Origin of the sequence: Pseudomonas sp. NPDC086581 (genome assembly GCF_044746165.1) — a bacterium.
GTDB lineage: Bacteria > Pseudomonadota > Gammaproteobacteria > Pseudomonadales > Pseudomonadaceae > Pseudomonas.
This window is the reverse complement of sequence record NZ_JBIVBR010000001.1, coordinates 461,189-476,556: the sequence shown is the minus strand read 5'-3', so window position 1 is coordinate 476,556 and position 15,368 is coordinate 461,189. Positions and strand designations below refer to the sequence as shown.

The 15,368-nt window shown below is 64.5% G+C and carries 16 protein-coding genes; 8 read left to right on the top strand and 8 right to left on the bottom strand.

Going from position 1 to position 15,368, the window contains the following annotated elements; genetic code table 11:
• Window positions 1–50: 50 nt before the first annotated feature.
• Window positions 51–1,115, top strand: a complete 1,065-nt coding sequence (locus tag ACIPK7_RS02340; RefSeq protein ID WP_401084940.1) for a GGDEF domain-containing protein — start codon at window positions 51–53, stop codon at window positions 1,113–1,115.
• On the opposite strand, the gene ACIPK7_RS02335 is transcribed toward ACIPK7_RS02340, so the two are convergent.
• Both ACIPK7_RS02335 and ACIPK7_RS02330 read right to left on the bottom strand, forming a co-directional pair.
• A complete protein-coding gene (locus ACIPK7_RS02335; RefSeq protein WP_401084937.1) occupies window positions 1,097–2,140 on the bottom strand; it encodes an acyltransferase family protein in 1,044 nt (347 codons plus the stop codon). The genes ACIPK7_RS02340 and ACIPK7_RS02335 overlap by 19 nt on opposite strands.
• An 86-nt stretch (window positions 2,141–2,226) precedes the next feature.
• Window positions 2,227–3,411 (bottom strand): MFS transporter, encoded by a 1,185-nt coding sequence (locus ACIPK7_RS02330; protein ID WP_401084934.1) that lies wholly within the window; start codon window positions 3,409–3,411, stop codon window positions 2,227–2,229.
• Between the two features lie 103 nt (window positions 3,412–3,514).
• On the opposite strand from ACIPK7_RS02330, the gene ACIPK7_RS02325 reads away from it, so the two are divergent.
• Complete coding sequence (locus tag ACIPK7_RS02325) at window positions 3,515–4,417, top strand: LysR family transcriptional regulator (protein WP_192430635.1); 903 nt, start codon at window positions 3,515–3,517, stop codon at window positions 4,415–4,417.
• Between the two features lies 1 nt (window position 4,418).
• On the opposite strand, the gene ACIPK7_RS02320 is transcribed toward ACIPK7_RS02325, so the two are convergent.
• Window positions 4,419–4,931: an ankyrin repeat domain-containing protein gene (locus ACIPK7_RS02320; protein WP_401084930.1), complete on the bottom strand. Its 513-nt coding sequence runs from the start codon at window positions 4,929–4,931 to the stop codon at window positions 4,419–4,421.
• A gap of 426 nt (window positions 4,932–5,357) precedes the next feature.
• Here ACIPK7_RS02320 and ACIPK7_RS02315 point away from each other — a divergent pair, with 426 nt between their 5' ends.
• Genes ACIPK7_RS02315 through ACIPK7_RS02305 form a run of 3 tightly spaced genes read left to right on the top strand, consistent with a single transcriptional unit; the run spans window position 5,358 to window position 7,323 of the window.
• Complete coding sequence (locus tag ACIPK7_RS02315; RefSeq protein ID WP_401084927.1) at window positions 5,358–6,479, top strand: beta-ketoacyl-ACP synthase III; 1,122 nt, start codon at window positions 5,358–5,360, stop codon at window positions 6,477–6,479.
• A 2-nt stretch (window positions 6,480–6,481) separates the two neighbouring features.
• A complete protein-coding gene (locus tag ACIPK7_RS02310; RefSeq protein WP_192430632.1) occupies window positions 6,482–7,090 on the top strand; it encodes an RNA polymerase sigma factor in 609 nt (202 codons plus the stop codon).
• Entirely contained in the window at window positions 7,084–7,323 is a 240-nt protein-coding gene (locus ACIPK7_RS02305) for a zf-HC2 domain-containing protein (protein WP_138215361.1), read from the top strand. Before ACIPK7_RS02310 ends, ACIPK7_RS02305 begins: the two co-directional genes overlap by 7 nt.
• Before the next feature lie 90 nt (window positions 7,324–7,413).
• Here ACIPK7_RS02305 and ACIPK7_RS02300 read toward each other — a convergent pair whose 3' ends face one another.
• Complete coding sequence (locus ACIPK7_RS02300; protein ID WP_401084923.1) at window positions 7,414–8,328, bottom strand: DedA family protein/thiosulfate sulfurtransferase GlpE; 915 nt, start codon at window positions 8,326–8,328, stop codon at window positions 7,414–7,416.
• 301 nt (window positions 8,329–8,629) lie between these two features.
• Here ACIPK7_RS02300 and ACIPK7_RS02295 point away from each other — a divergent pair, with 301 nt between their 5' ends.
• Complete coding sequence (locus ACIPK7_RS02295) at window positions 8,630–9,946, top strand: OprO/OprP family phosphate-selective porin (RefSeq protein ID WP_192430630.1); 1,317 nt, start codon at window positions 8,630–8,632, stop codon at window positions 9,944–9,946.
• Between the two features lie 193 nt (window positions 9,947–10,139).
• Here the strand turns inward: ACIPK7_RS02295 and ACIPK7_RS02290 are convergent, their stop codons facing one another.
• Window positions 10,140–10,604 (bottom strand): GNAT family N-acetyltransferase, encoded by a 465-nt coding sequence (locus ACIPK7_RS02290; RefSeq protein ID WP_192430629.1) that lies wholly within the window; start codon window positions 10,602–10,604, stop codon window positions 10,140–10,142.
• Window positions 10,605–10,749: 145 nt separating this feature from the next.
• Here ACIPK7_RS02290 and ACIPK7_RS02285 point away from each other — a divergent pair, with 145 nt between their 5' ends.
• Complete coding sequence (locus tag ACIPK7_RS02285; RefSeq protein ID WP_192430628.1) at window positions 10,750–11,889, top strand: acyl-CoA dehydrogenase family protein; 1,140 nt, start codon at window positions 10,750–10,752, stop codon at window positions 11,887–11,889.
• A gap of 42 nt (window positions 11,890–11,931) precedes the next feature.
• Window positions 11,932–13,113 (top strand): CaiB/BaiF CoA-transferase family protein, encoded by a 1,182-nt coding sequence (locus ACIPK7_RS02280; RefSeq protein ID WP_192430627.1) that lies wholly within the window; start codon window positions 11,932–11,934, stop codon window positions 13,111–13,113.
• A 6-nt stretch (window positions 13,114–13,119) separates the two neighbouring features.
• Here ACIPK7_RS02280 and ACIPK7_RS02275 read toward each other — a convergent pair whose 3' ends face one another.
• From ACIPK7_RS02275 to ACIPK7_RS02265, 3 genes are all read right to left on the bottom strand, one after another.
• The gene (locus tag ACIPK7_RS02275; protein ID WP_138525106.1) at window positions 13,120–13,617 is read right to left on the bottom strand and encodes a SprT family zinc-dependent metalloprotease; all 498 of its coding nucleotides are present in this window, start codon (window positions 13,615–13,617) and stop codon (window positions 13,120–13,122) included.
• A gap of 170 nt (window positions 13,618–13,787) precedes the next feature.
• Window positions 13,788–14,384 carry a Yip1 family protein gene (locus ACIPK7_RS02270; RefSeq protein ID WP_088419777.1) on the bottom strand — a complete coding sequence of 199 codons (597 nt, stop codon included), beginning with the start codon at window positions 14,382–14,384 and terminating at the stop codon, window positions 13,788–13,790.
• A 160-nt stretch (window positions 14,385–14,544) separates the two neighbouring features.
• Complete coding sequence (locus tag ACIPK7_RS02265) at window positions 14,545–15,141, bottom strand: DNA-J related domain-containing protein (RefSeq protein WP_192430626.1); 597 nt, start codon at window positions 15,139–15,141, stop codon at window positions 14,545–14,547.
• Between the last annotated feature and the right edge of the window lie 227 nt (window positions 15,142–15,368).

The window sequence follows — 15,368 nt, the reverse complement described above, 5'->3', positions numbered from 1 at the left end:
GCCGCCATTCAGGCCGATCCGCCGGGCGGTCGAGCCAAGGAGTAGGGCTGATGCACCGCAACAGCGATCCCGACCATCTGTTCGACTCCAGTGCCGGACCTACCGGGCTGGAAGAGGCAGACCATCGCCTGCTGATGCGGCTGATCTTCGGTTGCACCGGAGCGACCCTGGGGTTGTTCTCGATCCTGCAGTACCTCGCCGGCAATCTCTGGCTGGCTGGCGCCGAACTGGTCACCTGCGGGCTGCTGCTGTGGGCGGCGCACCGGCTGCAGCGTGTGCGCCGGCTGGTGCCGTGGATCATCGCCTACCTGCTGCCGACTTTCTGTTTCATCCTCTACATCATCGTCATGCCCAACGCCTCGGCGTCAGCCTTCGTCTGGGTCTACCTGATGCCGGTGATGGCCTACCTGCTGCTGGGCAAGTGGCGTGGCTTCCTGCTCGCCGTGCCGTTCATGCTGATCGCCACGCTGATGTACCTGCATGCCAACCACCTGCGCCTGGATGCGCCGGGGCTGATCGATATCGGCAATGGCATCTTCTGTGGCGTGCTGGTGATTGCCTTCATGCACGTCTATGAAGAGCGCCGCGCTGCCGCCTACAAGCAGCTGCGGCACCTGGCGCTGACCGATGCGCTGACCGGCGTGGCCAGCCGCGAGAGCTTCCAGCGTGCGCTGAGGCGTTGCATCCAGGAGGCGGCCCGCTACGAGACGCGGCTGGTGCTGGTGGTGCTGGATGTCGATCACTTCAAGAACATCAACGACCAGTGGGGCCACGATGCCGGCGACAAGGCGCTGCAGCACCTGTGCAATCGCCTGCGCCACCGCCTGCGCGCCACCGACCTGATCGGCCGGCTGGGCGGCGAGGAGTTCGGCCTGCTGCTGCCCTTCACCGATCGCTTCGACGCCAAGCCGCTGGTGGAATCCCTGCGCCGCGACATCGACGAGGCGCCGCTGATGTACCACGGTCAGCGTATCCAGATTTCCGCCACCTTCGGCCTCGCCGAGTGGCCGGGTGACGGTCTGGATGCCGACGAACTCTACCGCTGCACCGACCGCCGCCTGTATCGCGGCAAGGCCGAGGGGCGCAATCGCCTGGTCTACAGCGACCCGGCCTGAGCCCGTTTCGCCGCCAGCGGCTCGGCAATGCGCGCATAGGCGGCGCGCAGTTGGCGGGCCATCTTGCGTTCCACCCATTCGTAGCTCAGCCAGGACAACAGCAGGATCGCCGGGACGCTGAGGCTCAGTGTCTGATACGGCGTCAGGCCTAATCGTTCGTGTAGCCAGTAGGCCGCCAGCCAGAGCACGATGACGTGCAGCAGGTACACCGAGTAGGACCAGTCGCCCAGCGCGTGCAGCACCCGGTTGCGCTCGAACAGCGGCTCCAGAGCCACGCACGCGGCCAGCAGTGCGGCGGCGGGCAGACCCCAGGTCAGCAGGCGCCAGGGATGGTCGGCGGGGAACAGCGCGATGGTCGACACTGACGCCACGGCCATCAGCAGGGCCAGCGGCCGGGGCCAGTTCAGCCAGCCGCGTCGGTACAGTGCCGCCAGGCTCAGGCCGAGAAGGAACTCGAAGATGATCGGATTGCGGTAGAAGTTACTGAGCCAGGGTTCGCGCGCCAGCACCTGCGCCACCAGCAGTACCAGCGCGGTCACCAGCCAGGGGCGCCAGCGTTCGGCGACCAGGAAGGAGACGGCGAACAGGCCGTAGAAAAGCATCTCGAAGTTCAGCGTCCAGCCCACCGGCAGCACCGGGTAAAGGCCGAAGCCGCCGGGGTTTTCGCTGGGGATGAACAGCAGCGATAGCAGCAGTGATTTGCCGCCGACACCGTAGATCGGCATCACGTCGGCGAAGGCATAGATGATCAGGGCGGTGATCGCCGTGTACAGCCAGTAGGCCGGGGCGACACGGGCCAGGCGCTGGACCAGGAAGGTCACTGGCGACATCGGCCGCCCGGCGCTGGAGAGGTGGATCACGAAGCCGCTGAGGACGAAGAAGATGTCCACCCCGACCTGGCCGCGGGTGGAGAGGAGCTTGCCGCCGAGGCTGTCGGCGCGGAAGTCGAAGAACACTTGCATGAAGTGATGGAACACCACCAGCCAGGCGGCCAGTGCCCGCAGTGCCTGAAGCGAAACCAGCATGGGTGGGCGAGTCCTCCGTCGGTGGATAAAAGAAAGGGCGCGACTTTGCGCGCCCCTTTCCTCGACAGTAGGGTTTCGCCGATCGTTCACCGGGCCTGCTGGACGGTCGCGGCCGGCATCGCCGGGTCACGCTCCTGGCGCAGGCACAGCAGCGCCGTGATGATGGCCGCCACCGGCAGCGTGGCGCCGACCCAGGGCAGCGCGGCGAGGCCCGGGCCGTGGTCGATGGTCATGCCGCCGAGCCAGGCACCCAGGGCGTTACCCAGGTTGAAGGCGGCTATGTTGAAGCTGGCCGCGACACTCTGGACTGCGCCGTGGGCCTTCTCCAGCACCCACATCTGCAGCGGCGGCACGGTGGCGAAACCGGCGGCGCCGAGCAGGGCGATGAAGATGACCACGGCAACCCGGTTCTCCAGCGCGAAGCTCATCAGGCCCATGACCACCGCCAGCGCGACCAGGCTGCCGAGCAGGGCGGGCACCAGTTTGCGGTCGGCGAGCTTGCCGCCCAGCAGGTTGCCCAGCACCAGCCCGCCGCCGAATACCAGCAGCACCGGCGACACCGCACTTTCGGAGAAACCGGCGAGGCGGGTCAGCAGCGGCGACACATAGCTGAACACGGTGAACACGCCGCCGAAGCCGAGCACGGTGGTCAGCAGGCCGAGCAGCACGGCCGGGCGCTTCAGCACGCGGAAGTCATCGCGCAGGTTGCCGGCGGCCGGCGGTGCGCTGTGGCGCGGCAGGTAGATCGCCAGGATCGCCAGGGCCAGCAGGCCAATGCCGGTCACCACCCAGAAAGCCGCGCGCCAGCCATAGAGCTGACCGAGCCAGGTGCCCAGCGGCACGCCGAGGATGGTGGCGACGGTGAGGCCGGTGAACATCAGCGCGATGGCCGAGGCGCGGCGTTCGGCCGGCACCAGGCTGGTGGCGACCACCGAACCGACGCCGAAGAAGGTGCCATGGGCGAAGGAGGTCAGCACCCGCGCCGCCATCAGCGTGGCGTAATCCGGCGCCAGGGCACAGGCGAGGTTGCCGAGGGTGAAGATCACCATCAGCCCGAGCAGGGTGCGGCGTTGCGGCCAGCGCGCGGTGAGGGCGGTGAGCAGCGGCGCGCCGAGCACTACGCCCAGCGCGTAGCCGGAAATCAGCAGGCCGGCGGCGGAGATGGAGACGCCGAAATCATGGCCGACCTCCAGCAGCAATCCCATGATCACGAATTCGGTAACGCCGATGCCAAAGGCACCGGCGGTCAAGGCGTACAAGGCAATGGGCACGTGGGCTCTCCCGGATGATTCGTAGAATGGCCGCCACCTTATCCCCGTGCGCATTGCTGATATAGACTGCTTGTAAGCAAATCACCTGTGAATTGAATTCAATATGGCTCGCCCCGACGTCAACCGCTTCGGCGAAATGGAAGTGTTTATCCGCGTGGTGGAAACCGGCGGTTTCACCGCCGCCGCGCAGCAGTGCGGGATGACGCCCTCGGCGGTGAGCAAGCTGGTGGCACGCCTGGAGGATCGCCTCGGTGCGCGGCTGTTCAACCGCTCTACCCGACGTCAGCAGCTCACGGCTGAAGGTGCGGCGTTCTACGAGCGCAGCCTGCGCATCCTTGCCGATCTGGATGAAGCCGAGCGCGAGGCTTCGGTCAGCGCCGAACCGCAGGGCAGGGTGCGCATCAGTTGCAACCTGCCGGTGGGCCGGCAGTTCCTCATCCCGGCGCTGCCGCTGTTCTTCGAGCGCTACCCAGGCGTGAGCCTCGACCTGCAACTGACCGACGAAGTGGTGGACCTGCTGGAGGTGCGCGCTGACGTCGCCATACGCAGCGGCCCACTGCGTGACTCGCGACTGGTAGCGCGCTCGCTGGGGGAATCCGGACACAAGGTCGTCGCCTCGCCCGACTACCTGGCGCGGCATGGTACGCCGCTTCAGCCGAGCGATTTGGTCCGGTACAACGGCGTGGGCTTCAGCTATCGACGAATCGAGCCGGACTGGCCGTTCCTCGGTGGCTCTCTGGAGCAGGCCGAACCCAACGGCAACGTGCAGGCCAGCGATGGCGACAGTGTGCGTCACCTGGCGCTGGCCGGATTGGGGCTGGCACGGCTGGCGGAATTCCAGGTGCGTGAGGATATCGCTGCCGGGCGGCTGGTGGAGGTGCTGGCAGGCTTCAATCCCGGCGACCGCAAGCCGATGCATGCGCTCTACCTGGGGAAGCCGGGACACCTGCCGGCACGGGTGCGCGCGGTGCTCGACTTCCTCGCCGAGCACGTGCGCATCGACTGACTCAGGCGGCTTCGAGCAATGCCAGGGTATCGGCCGCGCCCATCATCTTCGCCGCGGCCAGCGCCGTCAGGCCGCTAGCGTCACGGGCCTCGCGGTTGGCGCCGTGTTCCAGCAGGCAACGGACGATTTCCGGACGATTGAACATCGCCGCCATCATCAGCGCGGTCTTGCCGTCTGGGGATGCGCCTTCCACCTGCGCCCCACGGCTGAGCAGCAGGCGAACCATCTCCAGGTCGCCCTTGAAGGCGGCGCCAGCCAGCGGTGTCTGCCCGGCGTTGTTGCGCAGGTCCGGGTCGGCGCCGTGGTCGAGCAGCAGGCCAACGGTGTCGTGGTGGCCGTAATAGCTGGCCAGCATCAGCAGGCTGTCGCCCTTGTGGTTGCGCAGGTTGGCCGGGAGGCCCTGCTGCAGCAGTTCCGCCAGACGCGGGGTATCGCCCTGGCGGGCCAGATCGATCACCTGATTGGCGAATTCCAGGGTCTGTTCGTCCATTTCCGGGCGGTTCGCGGCACTCATCCTGAAGTCTCCTTGGCAAAGTCTGGAATGCACTGAAGGATAAGGACTGACGCGCCTGGGCGCGCCAACACTGTGCCTATGGTGCCGGTGGAAAATTTCAATCTGTTGCTTCAACGCAGGAGTGGCGTGATCTATGTCCATGATCTTGCGCAAATGCCGCCCTCGCGCGGCGGCTTTTCGGCGAAAATTGCAGCATAATCGGCGGTTAGTGGTTGCACCTGCAGTGTTGCCGCGAACCGCCGGGCGGCCCGAAGTGCCGCTCGCCGTGCGGGATGGCAAACTGCCCGGTTGCAGGGGGTGCCATCCCACAGCCTTCGCGCAGAGCGTGAAGGCCCGAGAATATTCAGTGCCGGCCAGTGTGCGGGCACCTTGATGCCTAACCCAGCCGCCCGGCCCGGCGGCTTTGAGAATTGAAGAGGATTGACCGTGCATAAAGTCGTGATCAGCGGAACCGGCCTGTATACCCCGCCGTTCAGCATCTCCAACGATGAACTGGTGGAATCCTTCAACAGCTACGTCCGCATTCACAATGAGCAGCACGCCGAAGCCATCGCCAAGGGCGAGATGGAACCGCTGACCGAATCCAGCTCCGCCTTCATCGAGAAAGCCTCCGGCATCAAGAGCCGCTTCGTGGTGAACAAGGAAGGCATCCTCGATCCGCAGCGCATGACGCCGCGCATTCCGGAACGCTCCAACGAAGACTGGGGCATTCTCTGCGAGATGGCTGCTGCTGCCGCCAAGCAGGCCCTGCAGCGCGCCGGCCGTACTCCCGAAGACATCGACGGCGTGATCGTCGCCTGTTCCAACCTGCAGCGCGCCTACCCGGCCGTGGCCATCGAAGTGCAGGCTGCCCTCGGCATCCAGGGCTTCGGTTACGACATGAACGTCGCCTGCTCCTCGGCCACCTTCGGTATCCAGGCCGCGGTGAACAGCGTGCAACTGGGCCAGGCCCGCGCGATCCTCATGGTCAACCCGGAAATCTGCACCGGCCACCTGAACTTCCGCGACCGCGACAGCCACTTCATCTTCGGTGACGCGGCCACCGCCGTGGTCATCGAGCGTGCCGACCAGGCCACCAGCGAGCACCAGTTCGAGGTGGTCAGCACCAAACTGCTGACCCAGTTCTCCAACAACATCCGCAACAACTTCGGCTTCCTCAACCGCGCCGCGGAAGAGGGCATCGGCACCCGTGACAAGCTGTTCGTGCAGGAAGGCCGCAAGGTGTTCAAGGACGTCTGCCCAATGGTGGCCGAGCTGATCGGCGAGCACCTGGCGCAGAACGACATCCCGGTCAGCGACGTGAAGCGCTTCTGGCTGCACCAGGCCAACCTGAACATGAACCTGCTGATCACCCGCAAGCTTCTCGGCCGCGACGCCGAGGCGCATGAAGCGCCGGTAATCCTCGACACCTACGCCAATACCAGCTCGGCGGGTTCGGTCATTGCCCTGCACAAGTACCAGGACGACCTGCCCGCCGGCTCCATCGGCGTGCTGAGTTCCTTCGGCGCCGGCTACTCCATCGGCAGCGTGATCCTGCGCAAGCGCTGATCGTGCCCGCCGACGACAGTGAGCTGTTGTCACGCCTGCTGGCCGGTGACCAGCAGGCCTTCCGTACCCTGGTAGCCACCTACCAGGGCGCGATGCGCGCCGTGGCCATTGCCATCGTCGGCGCCGCCCATGCCGATGAAGTGGTGCAGGACGCCTGGCTCGCCGCTGTGCGTAACCTGGACGGCTTCCAGGGGCGCTCCAGCCTCAAGACCTGGCTGCTGACCATCACCGCCAATACCGCCAAATCCCGCCTGCGCAGGGTTCGCCGCGACGTCTCCTTGGACGACCTGCCTGCGCCTCACGGCAGCCTCGACGAAACCCGTTTCGCCGCTGACGGCCACTGGAGCCCGGCGCCGCTGGCCTGGCACGAGGACTCGCCCGAAGCCCTGCTGGCCGAGGACGAACTGCGCCAGTGCCTGGAAAAGACCCTGCTGAGCCTCTCCGACCTGCAGCGTAGCGTGTTGCTGCTGCGCGAGCGTCAGGGGCTGGAGTTGGAGGAGATCTGTAATCTGCTGGAGGTTTCGCTCTCCAATGTCCGGGTGCTGCTGCACCGTGCGCGGCTGAAGGTATTCGCCACCGTGGAGCACTTCGAGGAGACCGGGGAATGCTGACCTGCAAGGAATTGGTGGCGCGCTCGAGCGACCTGCTGGACGAACAGCTGGGCTGGCGCGAGAAGCTCGCGCTGCGCCGACACCTGCTGCTGTGCCGGAACTGCCGGCGCTACCTGCGGCAGATGCGTCTGGCCCAGGCGACCCTGCGCTTGCTGCCGGAACCGCCGCGCCCTGACTCGGAACGCCTGGCCGACCACCTCGCCGAATTGCGCCGCGATAGCGCGCGGCGATGAATCATTCGGACCTGTGCAGTCGGCGCGGGATGAACACCTCGTAGCGCTTGCCGGATACGTCCGTGCGATGACGGTCCTGCAGCCGAATCCTCAGCCCAGACTTTGCGCCCGCCACGCATCCAACCCACCCGAAAGCGCCCAGGTGCGCGGGTGTCCGAAGGCCTGTAGCCGCTCCGCCAGTATCGCCGCGGAAAGCTCGTGGGGGCAGGCGCAGTAGATCACTACGTCCTTGTCCGCCAGGCTGTCACCCAGTTCGTCCAGCGCGCCGTCCAGGCTGAAGGCGATGGAGCCGGGAATCGCCTCGTCATCGAACTGCGCACGCACGTCGAGAATCAGTGGCGGCTCGCCAGTGTCCAGGCGCGCGCGCAACTCGTCGACGCTGATGCGCGGAATCCGCGAGGTGCGCTTGAGCAGGCTGAAACGCTGCCAGAGCTTCCAGGCGATGAACAGCGCGAAGGCACCCAGCAGTGCGGCGACGCCAACGCTGGCGTACTCGGTCAGCACGTCGAGGATGCGGTCCACCGCGTTGCTGAAGATGCTCCCGAGCAGCAGTGCGGAGCCGGCCCAGAGCGCCGCTCCGGCGCAGTCGTAGGCGAGGAAGCGCGCTATCGGCGTGCGGGTCATGCCGGCCATGGTGGTGGTCAGCGCACTGGCGCCTGGGAGGAAGCGCGAGATCAGCAGGGCGCGCGGGCCGACGCGCAGGTAAAGGCTCTGGCTCTGGCGAATGCAGCTGTCCGGCGACAACGAGACCTTGCACACGCTGCGCAGCATGAAGCCGCCATAGCGCCGGCCGGCGCAGAACCAGATCAGGTCGGCGATCAGGCACGCGCATACCGCCACCACCAGTGCCTGGCCCAGCGGGACACCGCTACCTTGCAGCGCCAGGGCGCCGGCGACGATCAGCGCCGGGTAGGCAGGGATCGGCAGGCCCAACTGCTCGAGTAGGACGTTGAAGAACAGCAGGGTGAGGCCGTGCTGCTGGATCAGGGGCTGCAGTTCGTGCATGGGAAAGCCTGAGCGGGGAAGGTCTTCCAGGGGAGGGTGACAGCATACCGGCAAAGCGGACGTCAGAAACTGCCTGCAAGCCTAGTGGGACATGGCCTAGGACGGTTATGCCATAAGGGAATCAAAAGTTCCTTTGTAATAAAAGTTTTATCTACGAGCAACTGATCTGAAATAACCCCTCGCCAAGATTCCCAGCAACACAAACGGGGGCCGCCAGAACGGCCTGTGCGAGTCCTTGGGGGGCGCGCAGCAGCCAGGCACTCGGCGTGTTCAACGCAAATACCATTAAGGGGAATCTTCGATGATCCGTAAGCACTTCGCCGGTTACGCCGCCACTGCCCTGGCACTGGCCGTTTCCGCCCAGGCTTTCGCAGGCACAGTCACCACCGATGGCGCCGATATCGTGATCAAGACCAAAGGCGGTCTTGAAGTCGGCACCACCGACAAGGAATTCAGCTTCAAGCTTGGTGGCCGTCTGCAAGCGGATTACAGCCGCTTCGATGGTTTCTACACCAAGAACGGCAACAACGGTGACGGCGCCTACTTCCGCCGCGCCTACCTGGAACTGGGCGGCACTGTCTACAGAGACTGGAAATACCAGATCAACTACGACATGTCCCACAACTCCGGTAACGCTGACAACGGTTACTTCGACGAAGCTTCCTTCAGCTACATCGGCTTCGCTCCGGTGACCCTGAAGTTCGGCCGCTTCGACCCGGACTTCGGCCTGGAAAAAGCCACCAGCTCCAAGTGGGTCACCGCTACCGAGCGTACCTCCGCCTACGAACTGGCTGACTGGATCAACACTCACCAGGACGGCATGGGTGCCCAGGTTGGCGGCGTGGTCGCCAACATGGCTTACCTGGACGCCGGCGTGTTCGCCAAGGACGCCGACGACACCGACGGTGACAGCGTCAAGCAGTTCAACTTCCGCGGCGTGTTCGCTCCGCTGAACACCGACGGCAACGTCCTGCACGTTGGCGTGGACTACGCCTACCGTGACCTGGATGACACCGCCTTCGACTCCCGCATCCGTCCGCGTCTGGGCATGCGTGGTATCGCCACCAACGGCGGTAACGACGCTGGCGACAACGGCAACCGTGCTACCTTCGGCGGCGCCACCCTGAGCCCGGCCGGTTCCTACAAGGATGACTCCACCTGGGGTGCTGAATTCGCCTACGCCATCGGCCCGTTCTCCGCTCAGGCCGAATACCTGAAGCGCAAGCTGAAGGCTGATGCCGACGCTTACGAAGACATCAAGGCTGACGGTTACTACGGCCAACTGGCCTACACCATCACCGGTGAATCCCGCGTGTACAAGCTCGATGGCGCCAAGTTCGACACCATCAAGCCGTCCAACAAGGAAATCGGTGCCTGGGAAGTCTTCTATCGTTACGACCACATCAAGGTCGATGACCCGAACGTGGTCGTGGCTACCGCCACCCGCGACGTGGGCGATACCAAGGCCAGCACCAACACCATCGGTGTGAACTGGTACGCCAACGAAGCCGTGAAGGTCTCCCTGGACTACGTTCACGTCAGCACCGACGGCATCCGCAACGCCAACGGCGACGACGACGGCAACGGTGTCGTGACCCGTCTGCAGTACGTGTTCTAAGAACTACATCGCTACCGTTCGACTCCTTTGTGTGAACCCCGCTTCGGCGGGGTTTTTTTATGGAGTCGGAAAATTACCTTCCTACGAACACGGAAGCTCACGCTCGCGTAGGAGCGGATTCATCCGCGATCGGTGTGCCCGGCGTAGGCGGTGAGCTATCGCTGACAAAGTGCGCTCCTATGCCCCTGCTGGATCAGCGGAGTAAGGGCCCCGCCGGCCGTCGGCGAAATTCGAACTCGAGCAGTTCGTCGAACGGGTTGCCCATTTCCAGCCGTGTCCAGCCCAGCTTGATAAGGAAAGCCAGTGCCGCCAGGTTGTCCGGTCTCACGCTAGCCCGCCACAAGGGGTTGCTCTGCAGTTCCGGTCGGCCCATCACCAGCGCCATGACTGCGCGCCCAATCCCCGAGCCGCGTAACTGCGGGCGCACGGCGAGATCGGTCACGAAGTAATACGGACGCGCCGGAGTGGGCAGGCAAACTCCAACCACCGCCACCAGCTGGCCACCGCGCAGAATGCTGTACTGGGCCTTGTCCGCATCGTTCAGCACCTGTTCCAGCCAGTAGCGGTCCATCGGGCCCAATTGCGCGTCGAGTAGTGGATCGTCGAACCAGCTTTCGTACGGTGGGATGTCATCCGCCTGGAAAGGGCGAATCTGCATGCGGGCGCTCTCCGGTGCAGCTTTGGGAAGTTTCACACTCGCATTTGCTGGGCGATTGCGTCAATCGACCCTGAGCGCTCGCGTCATTGAGGCCGCGCGCAGCCAGCACCTACCCTGCGGGCACTCAACCCACTGGGAGTCGACCATGCTGCGCAATCACTTCGAGACCGAGCACAACCTGTTCCGCGATGCGTTCCGTACCTTCCTCGACAGGGAAGTGGTGCCTCACCAGGAGGAATGGGAAGAAGCCGGCGTGGTCGACCGCAGCGTCTGGCGCAAGGCGGGGGAAATGGGCTTCCTGCTGCCCTGGGCGGAAGAGGAGTACGGCGGTACCGCGCTGAAGGATTTCCGCTACGAACAGATCATGTGTGAGGAATTGGCCGCCATCAACGAGCCGGGTTTCATGATCCCGCTGCACTCGGCGCTGTGCGGCCCCTACATCGCCGAATACGGCAACGCCGAGCAGAAAGCCCGCTGGCTGCCGGGCATCATCCGTGGGGAAAGCATCCTGGCGGTAGCGATGACCGAGCCGTCGGCCGGCTCCGACCTGGCCGGCATGCGCACCACGGCGGTGGACAAGGGCGACCACTTTGTCCTCAACGGTTCCAAGGTGTTCATCTCCAACGGCCTGTTGGCGGACTTGGTGATAGTCGCGGCCAAGACCGACCCGGTGAACAAGCACGCCATGGGCTTGTTCGTGGTTGAACGAGGCATGGAAGGCTTCGAGCGCGGGCGCAACCTGAAGAAGCTGGGCATGAAGAGCCAGGATACCGCCGAGTTGTTCTTCAACAACGTGAAAGTGCCGAAGGAAAACCTGCTGGGCGACGCCAAGGGCGGCTTCTTCTACCTGATGAACATGCTGGCTCAGGAGCGACTGACCAACGCCTGCGGCGCGGTGGCCGGCGCGGAGGCGGCACTGAACGCGACCGTCGACTACGTGAAGGAGCGCAAGGCCTTCGACCGCCCGGTGGCGCACTTCCAGAACACCCGCTTCAAGCTCGCCGAGATGCGCACGCAGATCGACGTGGCGCAGGTTTTCACCGACCGCTGCGTGATGGACCACAACCAGAAGAAACTCACCCCCGAAGTGGCTGCCGAGGCCAAGCTGTTCACCACCGAGCTGCTGTGCAAGGTGGTCGACGAAGGCGTGCAACTGCACGGCGGCTGGGGTTACATGTGGGAGTATCCGATCTGCAAGATGTACGCGAACGCGCGCATCCAGCGCATCTTCGCTGGTACGTCGGAGATCATGAAAGAGATCATCAGCCGCGGCATGAAGCTCTGAGGCGCGGCGCCCACGCATCGATTGAGCGAAACAGGAGTGCCCATGAACGGCCCGCTCGCCTCACTGAAGATCCTCGATTTTTCCACCTTGCTGCCGGGGCCGTTCGCCTCGCTGCTGCTGGCCGACATGGGCGCCCAGGTGCTGCGCGTGGAATCCCCGACGCGCATGGACCTGGTGCGCGTGCTGCCGCCGCACGTGGATGGCACCTCCGCCAGTCACGCCTACCTCAATCGCAACAAGCGCTGCATCGCGCTGGACCTGAAGCAGGCCGAGGCAGTGGAGGTGGTGAAGCAACTGGTGCAGGAATACGACATCGTACTGGAGCAGTTCCGCCCCGGCGTGATGGACAAGCTGGGCGTGGGCTACGAGGCGCTCAAGGCGATCAACCCGAAGCTGATCTACGTGTCGATCACCGGCTACGGCCAGACCGGTCCCTTCCGTGACCGCGCGGGGCATGACATCAACTACCTGGCACTGGCTGGCATTGCCAGCTACACCGGTCGTCGCGAGAGCGGCCCGCTGCCGCTGGGCGTGCAACTGGCGGACATCGGCGGCGGATCGCTGCATGGCGTGATGGGCCTGCTGGCAGCGGTGATCCATCGGCAGCAGACGGGGGAGGGGCAGCAGGTCGATGTGAGCATGACCGACTGCGCCTTCAGCCTGCACGGCATGGCTGGCGCGGGCTATCTCGCGGCGGGCGTGGAGCCGGAGATGGAAGGCCTCGCACTCAACGGTGGCAGTTTCTACGACTATTATCGCACCCGCGATGGCCGCTGGTTCTCGGTGGGCAGTCTGGAGCCGCAGTTCATGCAACAGTTCTGTGCTGCCATCGGCCGCCCGGAACTGGCCGCGCGCGGGCTGTCGCCCAAGCCGGAAGACCAGCAGGCGCTCAAGCGCGAGATCGCCATCGAGTTCGAGAAGCAGGATTTCGTCCAGTGGCAGGAGCGCTTCGCCGCACTGGACGCCTGCGTCGAGCCGATGCTGTCACTGGCCGAGGCGGTGGAGCATCCGCAACTGCGCGAGCGTGGCGTAGTCACCCAGGTGCCCAATGGCAAGGGCGGTGAGCAGCGGCAGGTGGCCTGCCCGATTCGCTTCTCCGCCGGCTTGCCCGAGCCACGTCACATAGGCGCTGCGCTGGGCGCGCACACTGCGGAGGTGATGGCGGAGCTGGGTTACACCGACGAGCAGGTCGCAGCACTCAAGGCGGCGAAGGTCATCGCCTGAGTCGCATCACTCGCGGCGGGTTTCGCCGGTGAAGATCAGCGTCGCGCGGCAACGCCGGCAGTAGTAGCGGCGGCCCTGGGCGACCAGGTTGTGGCGTTGGGCGGAGAAGGGGAATTCATTGCCTTCGCCGCAGTGGCAGCGATACAGGTAGCGGGTGGAGCGGCGGCGCTTGATCTCGTAGGTATGGCAGCGATCGGGCGGCAGGCCGTAGATGCCACGCATGATCAGTTGCCACTCCTCGCCATGCGGGCGAATGCGCGGGCCGAACATCTGGTGGGCGATCAGGTGGGCCACTTCATGGGCCACGGTCTGCTGCAGGAAGTGTTCGTGGTTTTCCCGGTACAGCTGCGGGTTGAAGCGCAGCAGGTTTTCGTCCAGGTGGGCGACGCCGGCCTTCTGGCCGCGTAGCCGGAAGCTCACCTCCGGGCGGGGAAAGCGCCGCTGGAAGAAGGCTTCGGCCTGCTGGTAGCAGGCTTCGACGCGAGCGTTGAGCTGTTCAGGCATACAGTGGTTCTCCGACGGGGGCAGATTATGCCGCAGTCGGAGCGCGGGTGGAGGATTTCTCGCGGCCACTCGTCCGGGGGCGCAGGTTCAGGCAAGGCGGGCGAGTTTCGGGCAAGCACGCAAAACAAAACCGGGCCGCTAAGGCCCGGTTTTCCGTTCATGTCGTGCAATCAGGTGTATTCCGGGCCGACGCCGCTGCCCCAGAGGATGACCGACAGCGCCATCATCGCCACCAGCACCACCAGTCCTACCGCCAGCACCGAGCTGGAGAACAGGAACCCTTCATCCTTGTGAATGTTCATGAAGGTCGGGATGCCGACGTAGAGCAGGTAGACGGTGTAGCAGATCGCGGCGGTGCCGATGATCATGCCCAGCCACAGGTGCGGGTAGAGCGCCGCCAGGCCGCCGATGAACAGCGGAGTAGCGGTGTACGCGGCGAATACTATGCATTGGGTCAGCGATGGCGACGCGTCGTAGGTGCGGGCCATCCAGTGAATGAAAGCGCCCATGATGGCGACGCCGGCGAGCATTGCGATGTAGGTCATGATGGTCAGCTGGATCGCACTGGCGGCCGTCAGCTTGACCGGTCCCGCGCTTCCCAATACCCAGCCCACCTGCGTGGTGCCGATGTAGGCGGAAATGACGGGGATGGCAGCGAGGATCAGGACGTGGGTCAGGTACATGTGGCTGATGGATTCTTCCTCGCCACGGATTTCCTGCCACTCCTGATCGGGATGGGTGAAGAGCCCCCACACATGATGGATCATGTCAGCATTCTCCTCTTCTTATAGAAGGTCGCCCCCCAGCGAGGCGCCGAATGCGCGTAGCCAGCGTCATCCGGTGCCCGGCCGACCTATGCGACCTTAAGTCGCAGTATAGGAATGGCTGCAGGCCACGTCGTCCGCGGGGTTAGAGCAAATGGAAGTTTCAGGGGCGGCTGTAATAGCGCTCCAGAATTTCCATGGCCTTGTTGATCGACTGCAATCGAGTGGTGCTGCCGCCCCGATCGGGGTGGTGCTGGCTGACCAACTGGCGGTAGCGCAGCTTGATCAGCGCGTAGTCCACCGGGCCGTCTTCCAGCTCGAACAGGGCCAGCGCCGCAGCCTTTTCCTCGTTGCCCTGCATGCGCGTCCAGAAGCTTTTCAGCAGCTTCTCCACGTCGCGCTCGGTGGTTTCCTTCAGGTGCTTCTCGTTTAGGTAATAGGCGCGCAGGGCATCCTGTTCGCCGAGCGCCTGCGCGCCGCTTACATAAGGAGAGAGACGGATCTGCAACGGGCCGATCTCCAGATGAGCGGCGTTCTCTTCCCATAGCCGGTCGCGCAGGCGATACAGCGCGTTGAACACCAGGAAGTGGGTGCGGAACAGCACCAGCTTGTCGGTCAGCGGCAGGTTGGGCACATGCGTGGAATGCCGTGCCTTCAATTGCTGGATCAGCTGGAATTCGGAGATTCCTTCAGCCGCTTCCTGCAGCAGCTGCAGGAGCTGGTCCGTCAGGTCGAGGGAGGGTTCGAGATCGGGCGTCATGCTGTCAGATTAGCAGTAGGCCGATAGAGGGGCTGGGGTACGCGTCGCTTTGCGCGTAGAAAAGCTAGCCATGGTTTCGGGGTGGATAGCGCTGGATAGCCCCTGATAGATCAGGGGCCTGGGGCTATCTACTGCATCAGAGCTGGATAGCTTCGGATAGCAATGGGTAGCGATATCGACACTTTTTCGACACGTTGCAGGGGCCGCAACCGACCAAAAGCTACCGC

Bases quoted from the DNA above. Each gene is read 5' to 3' on its own strand.
- ACIPK7_RS02340 (WP_401084940.1), top strand. From the start codon at position 51: ATGCACCGCAACAGCGATCCCGACCATCTGTTCGACTCCAGTGCCGGA.
- ACIPK7_RS02335 (WP_401084937.1), bottom strand. From the start codon at position 2,140: ATGCTGGTTTCGCTTCAGGCACTGCGGGCACTGGCCGCCTGGCTGGTG.
- ACIPK7_RS02325 (WP_192430635.1), top strand. From the start codon at position 3,515: ATGGCTCGCCCCGACGTCAACCGCTTCGGCGAAATGGAAGTGTTTATC.
- ACIPK7_RS02320 (WP_401084930.1), bottom strand. From the start codon at position 4,931: ATGAGTGCCGCGAACCGCCCGGAAATGGACGAACAGACCCTGGAATTC.
- ACIPK7_RS02305 (WP_138215361.1), top strand. From the start codon at position 7,084: ATGCTGACCTGCAAGGAATTGGTGGCGCGCTCGAGCGACCTGCTGGAC.
- ACIPK7_RS02300 (WP_401084923.1), bottom strand. From the start codon at position 8,328: ATGCACGAACTGCAGCCCCTGATCCAGCAGCACGGCCTCACCCTGCTG.
- ACIPK7_RS02295 (WP_192430630.1), top strand. From the start codon at position 8,630: ATGATCCGTAAGCACTTCGCCGGTTACGCCGCCACTGCCCTGGCACTG.
- ACIPK7_RS02290 (WP_192430629.1), bottom strand. From the start codon at position 10,604: ATGCAGATTCGCCCTTTCCAGGCGGATGACATCCCACCGTACGAAAGC.
- ACIPK7_RS02285 (WP_192430628.1), top strand. From the start codon at position 10,750: ATGCTGCGCAATCACTTCGAGACCGAGCACAACCTGTTCCGCGATGCG.
- ACIPK7_RS02280 (WP_192430627.1), top strand. From the start codon at position 11,932: ATGAACGGCCCGCTCGCCTCACTGAAGATCCTCGATTTTTCCACCTTG.
- ACIPK7_RS02275 (WP_138525106.1), bottom strand. From the start codon at position 13,617: ATGCCTGAACAGCTCAACGCTCGCGTCGAAGCCTGCTACCAGCAGGCC.
- ACIPK7_RS02270 (WP_088419777.1), bottom strand. From the start codon at position 14,384: ATGATCCATCATGTGTGGGGGCTCTTCACCCATCCCGATCAGGAGTGG.
- ACIPK7_RS02265 (WP_192430626.1), bottom strand. From the start codon at position 15,141: ATGACGCCCGATCTCGAACCCTCCCTCGACCTGACGGACCAGCTCCTG.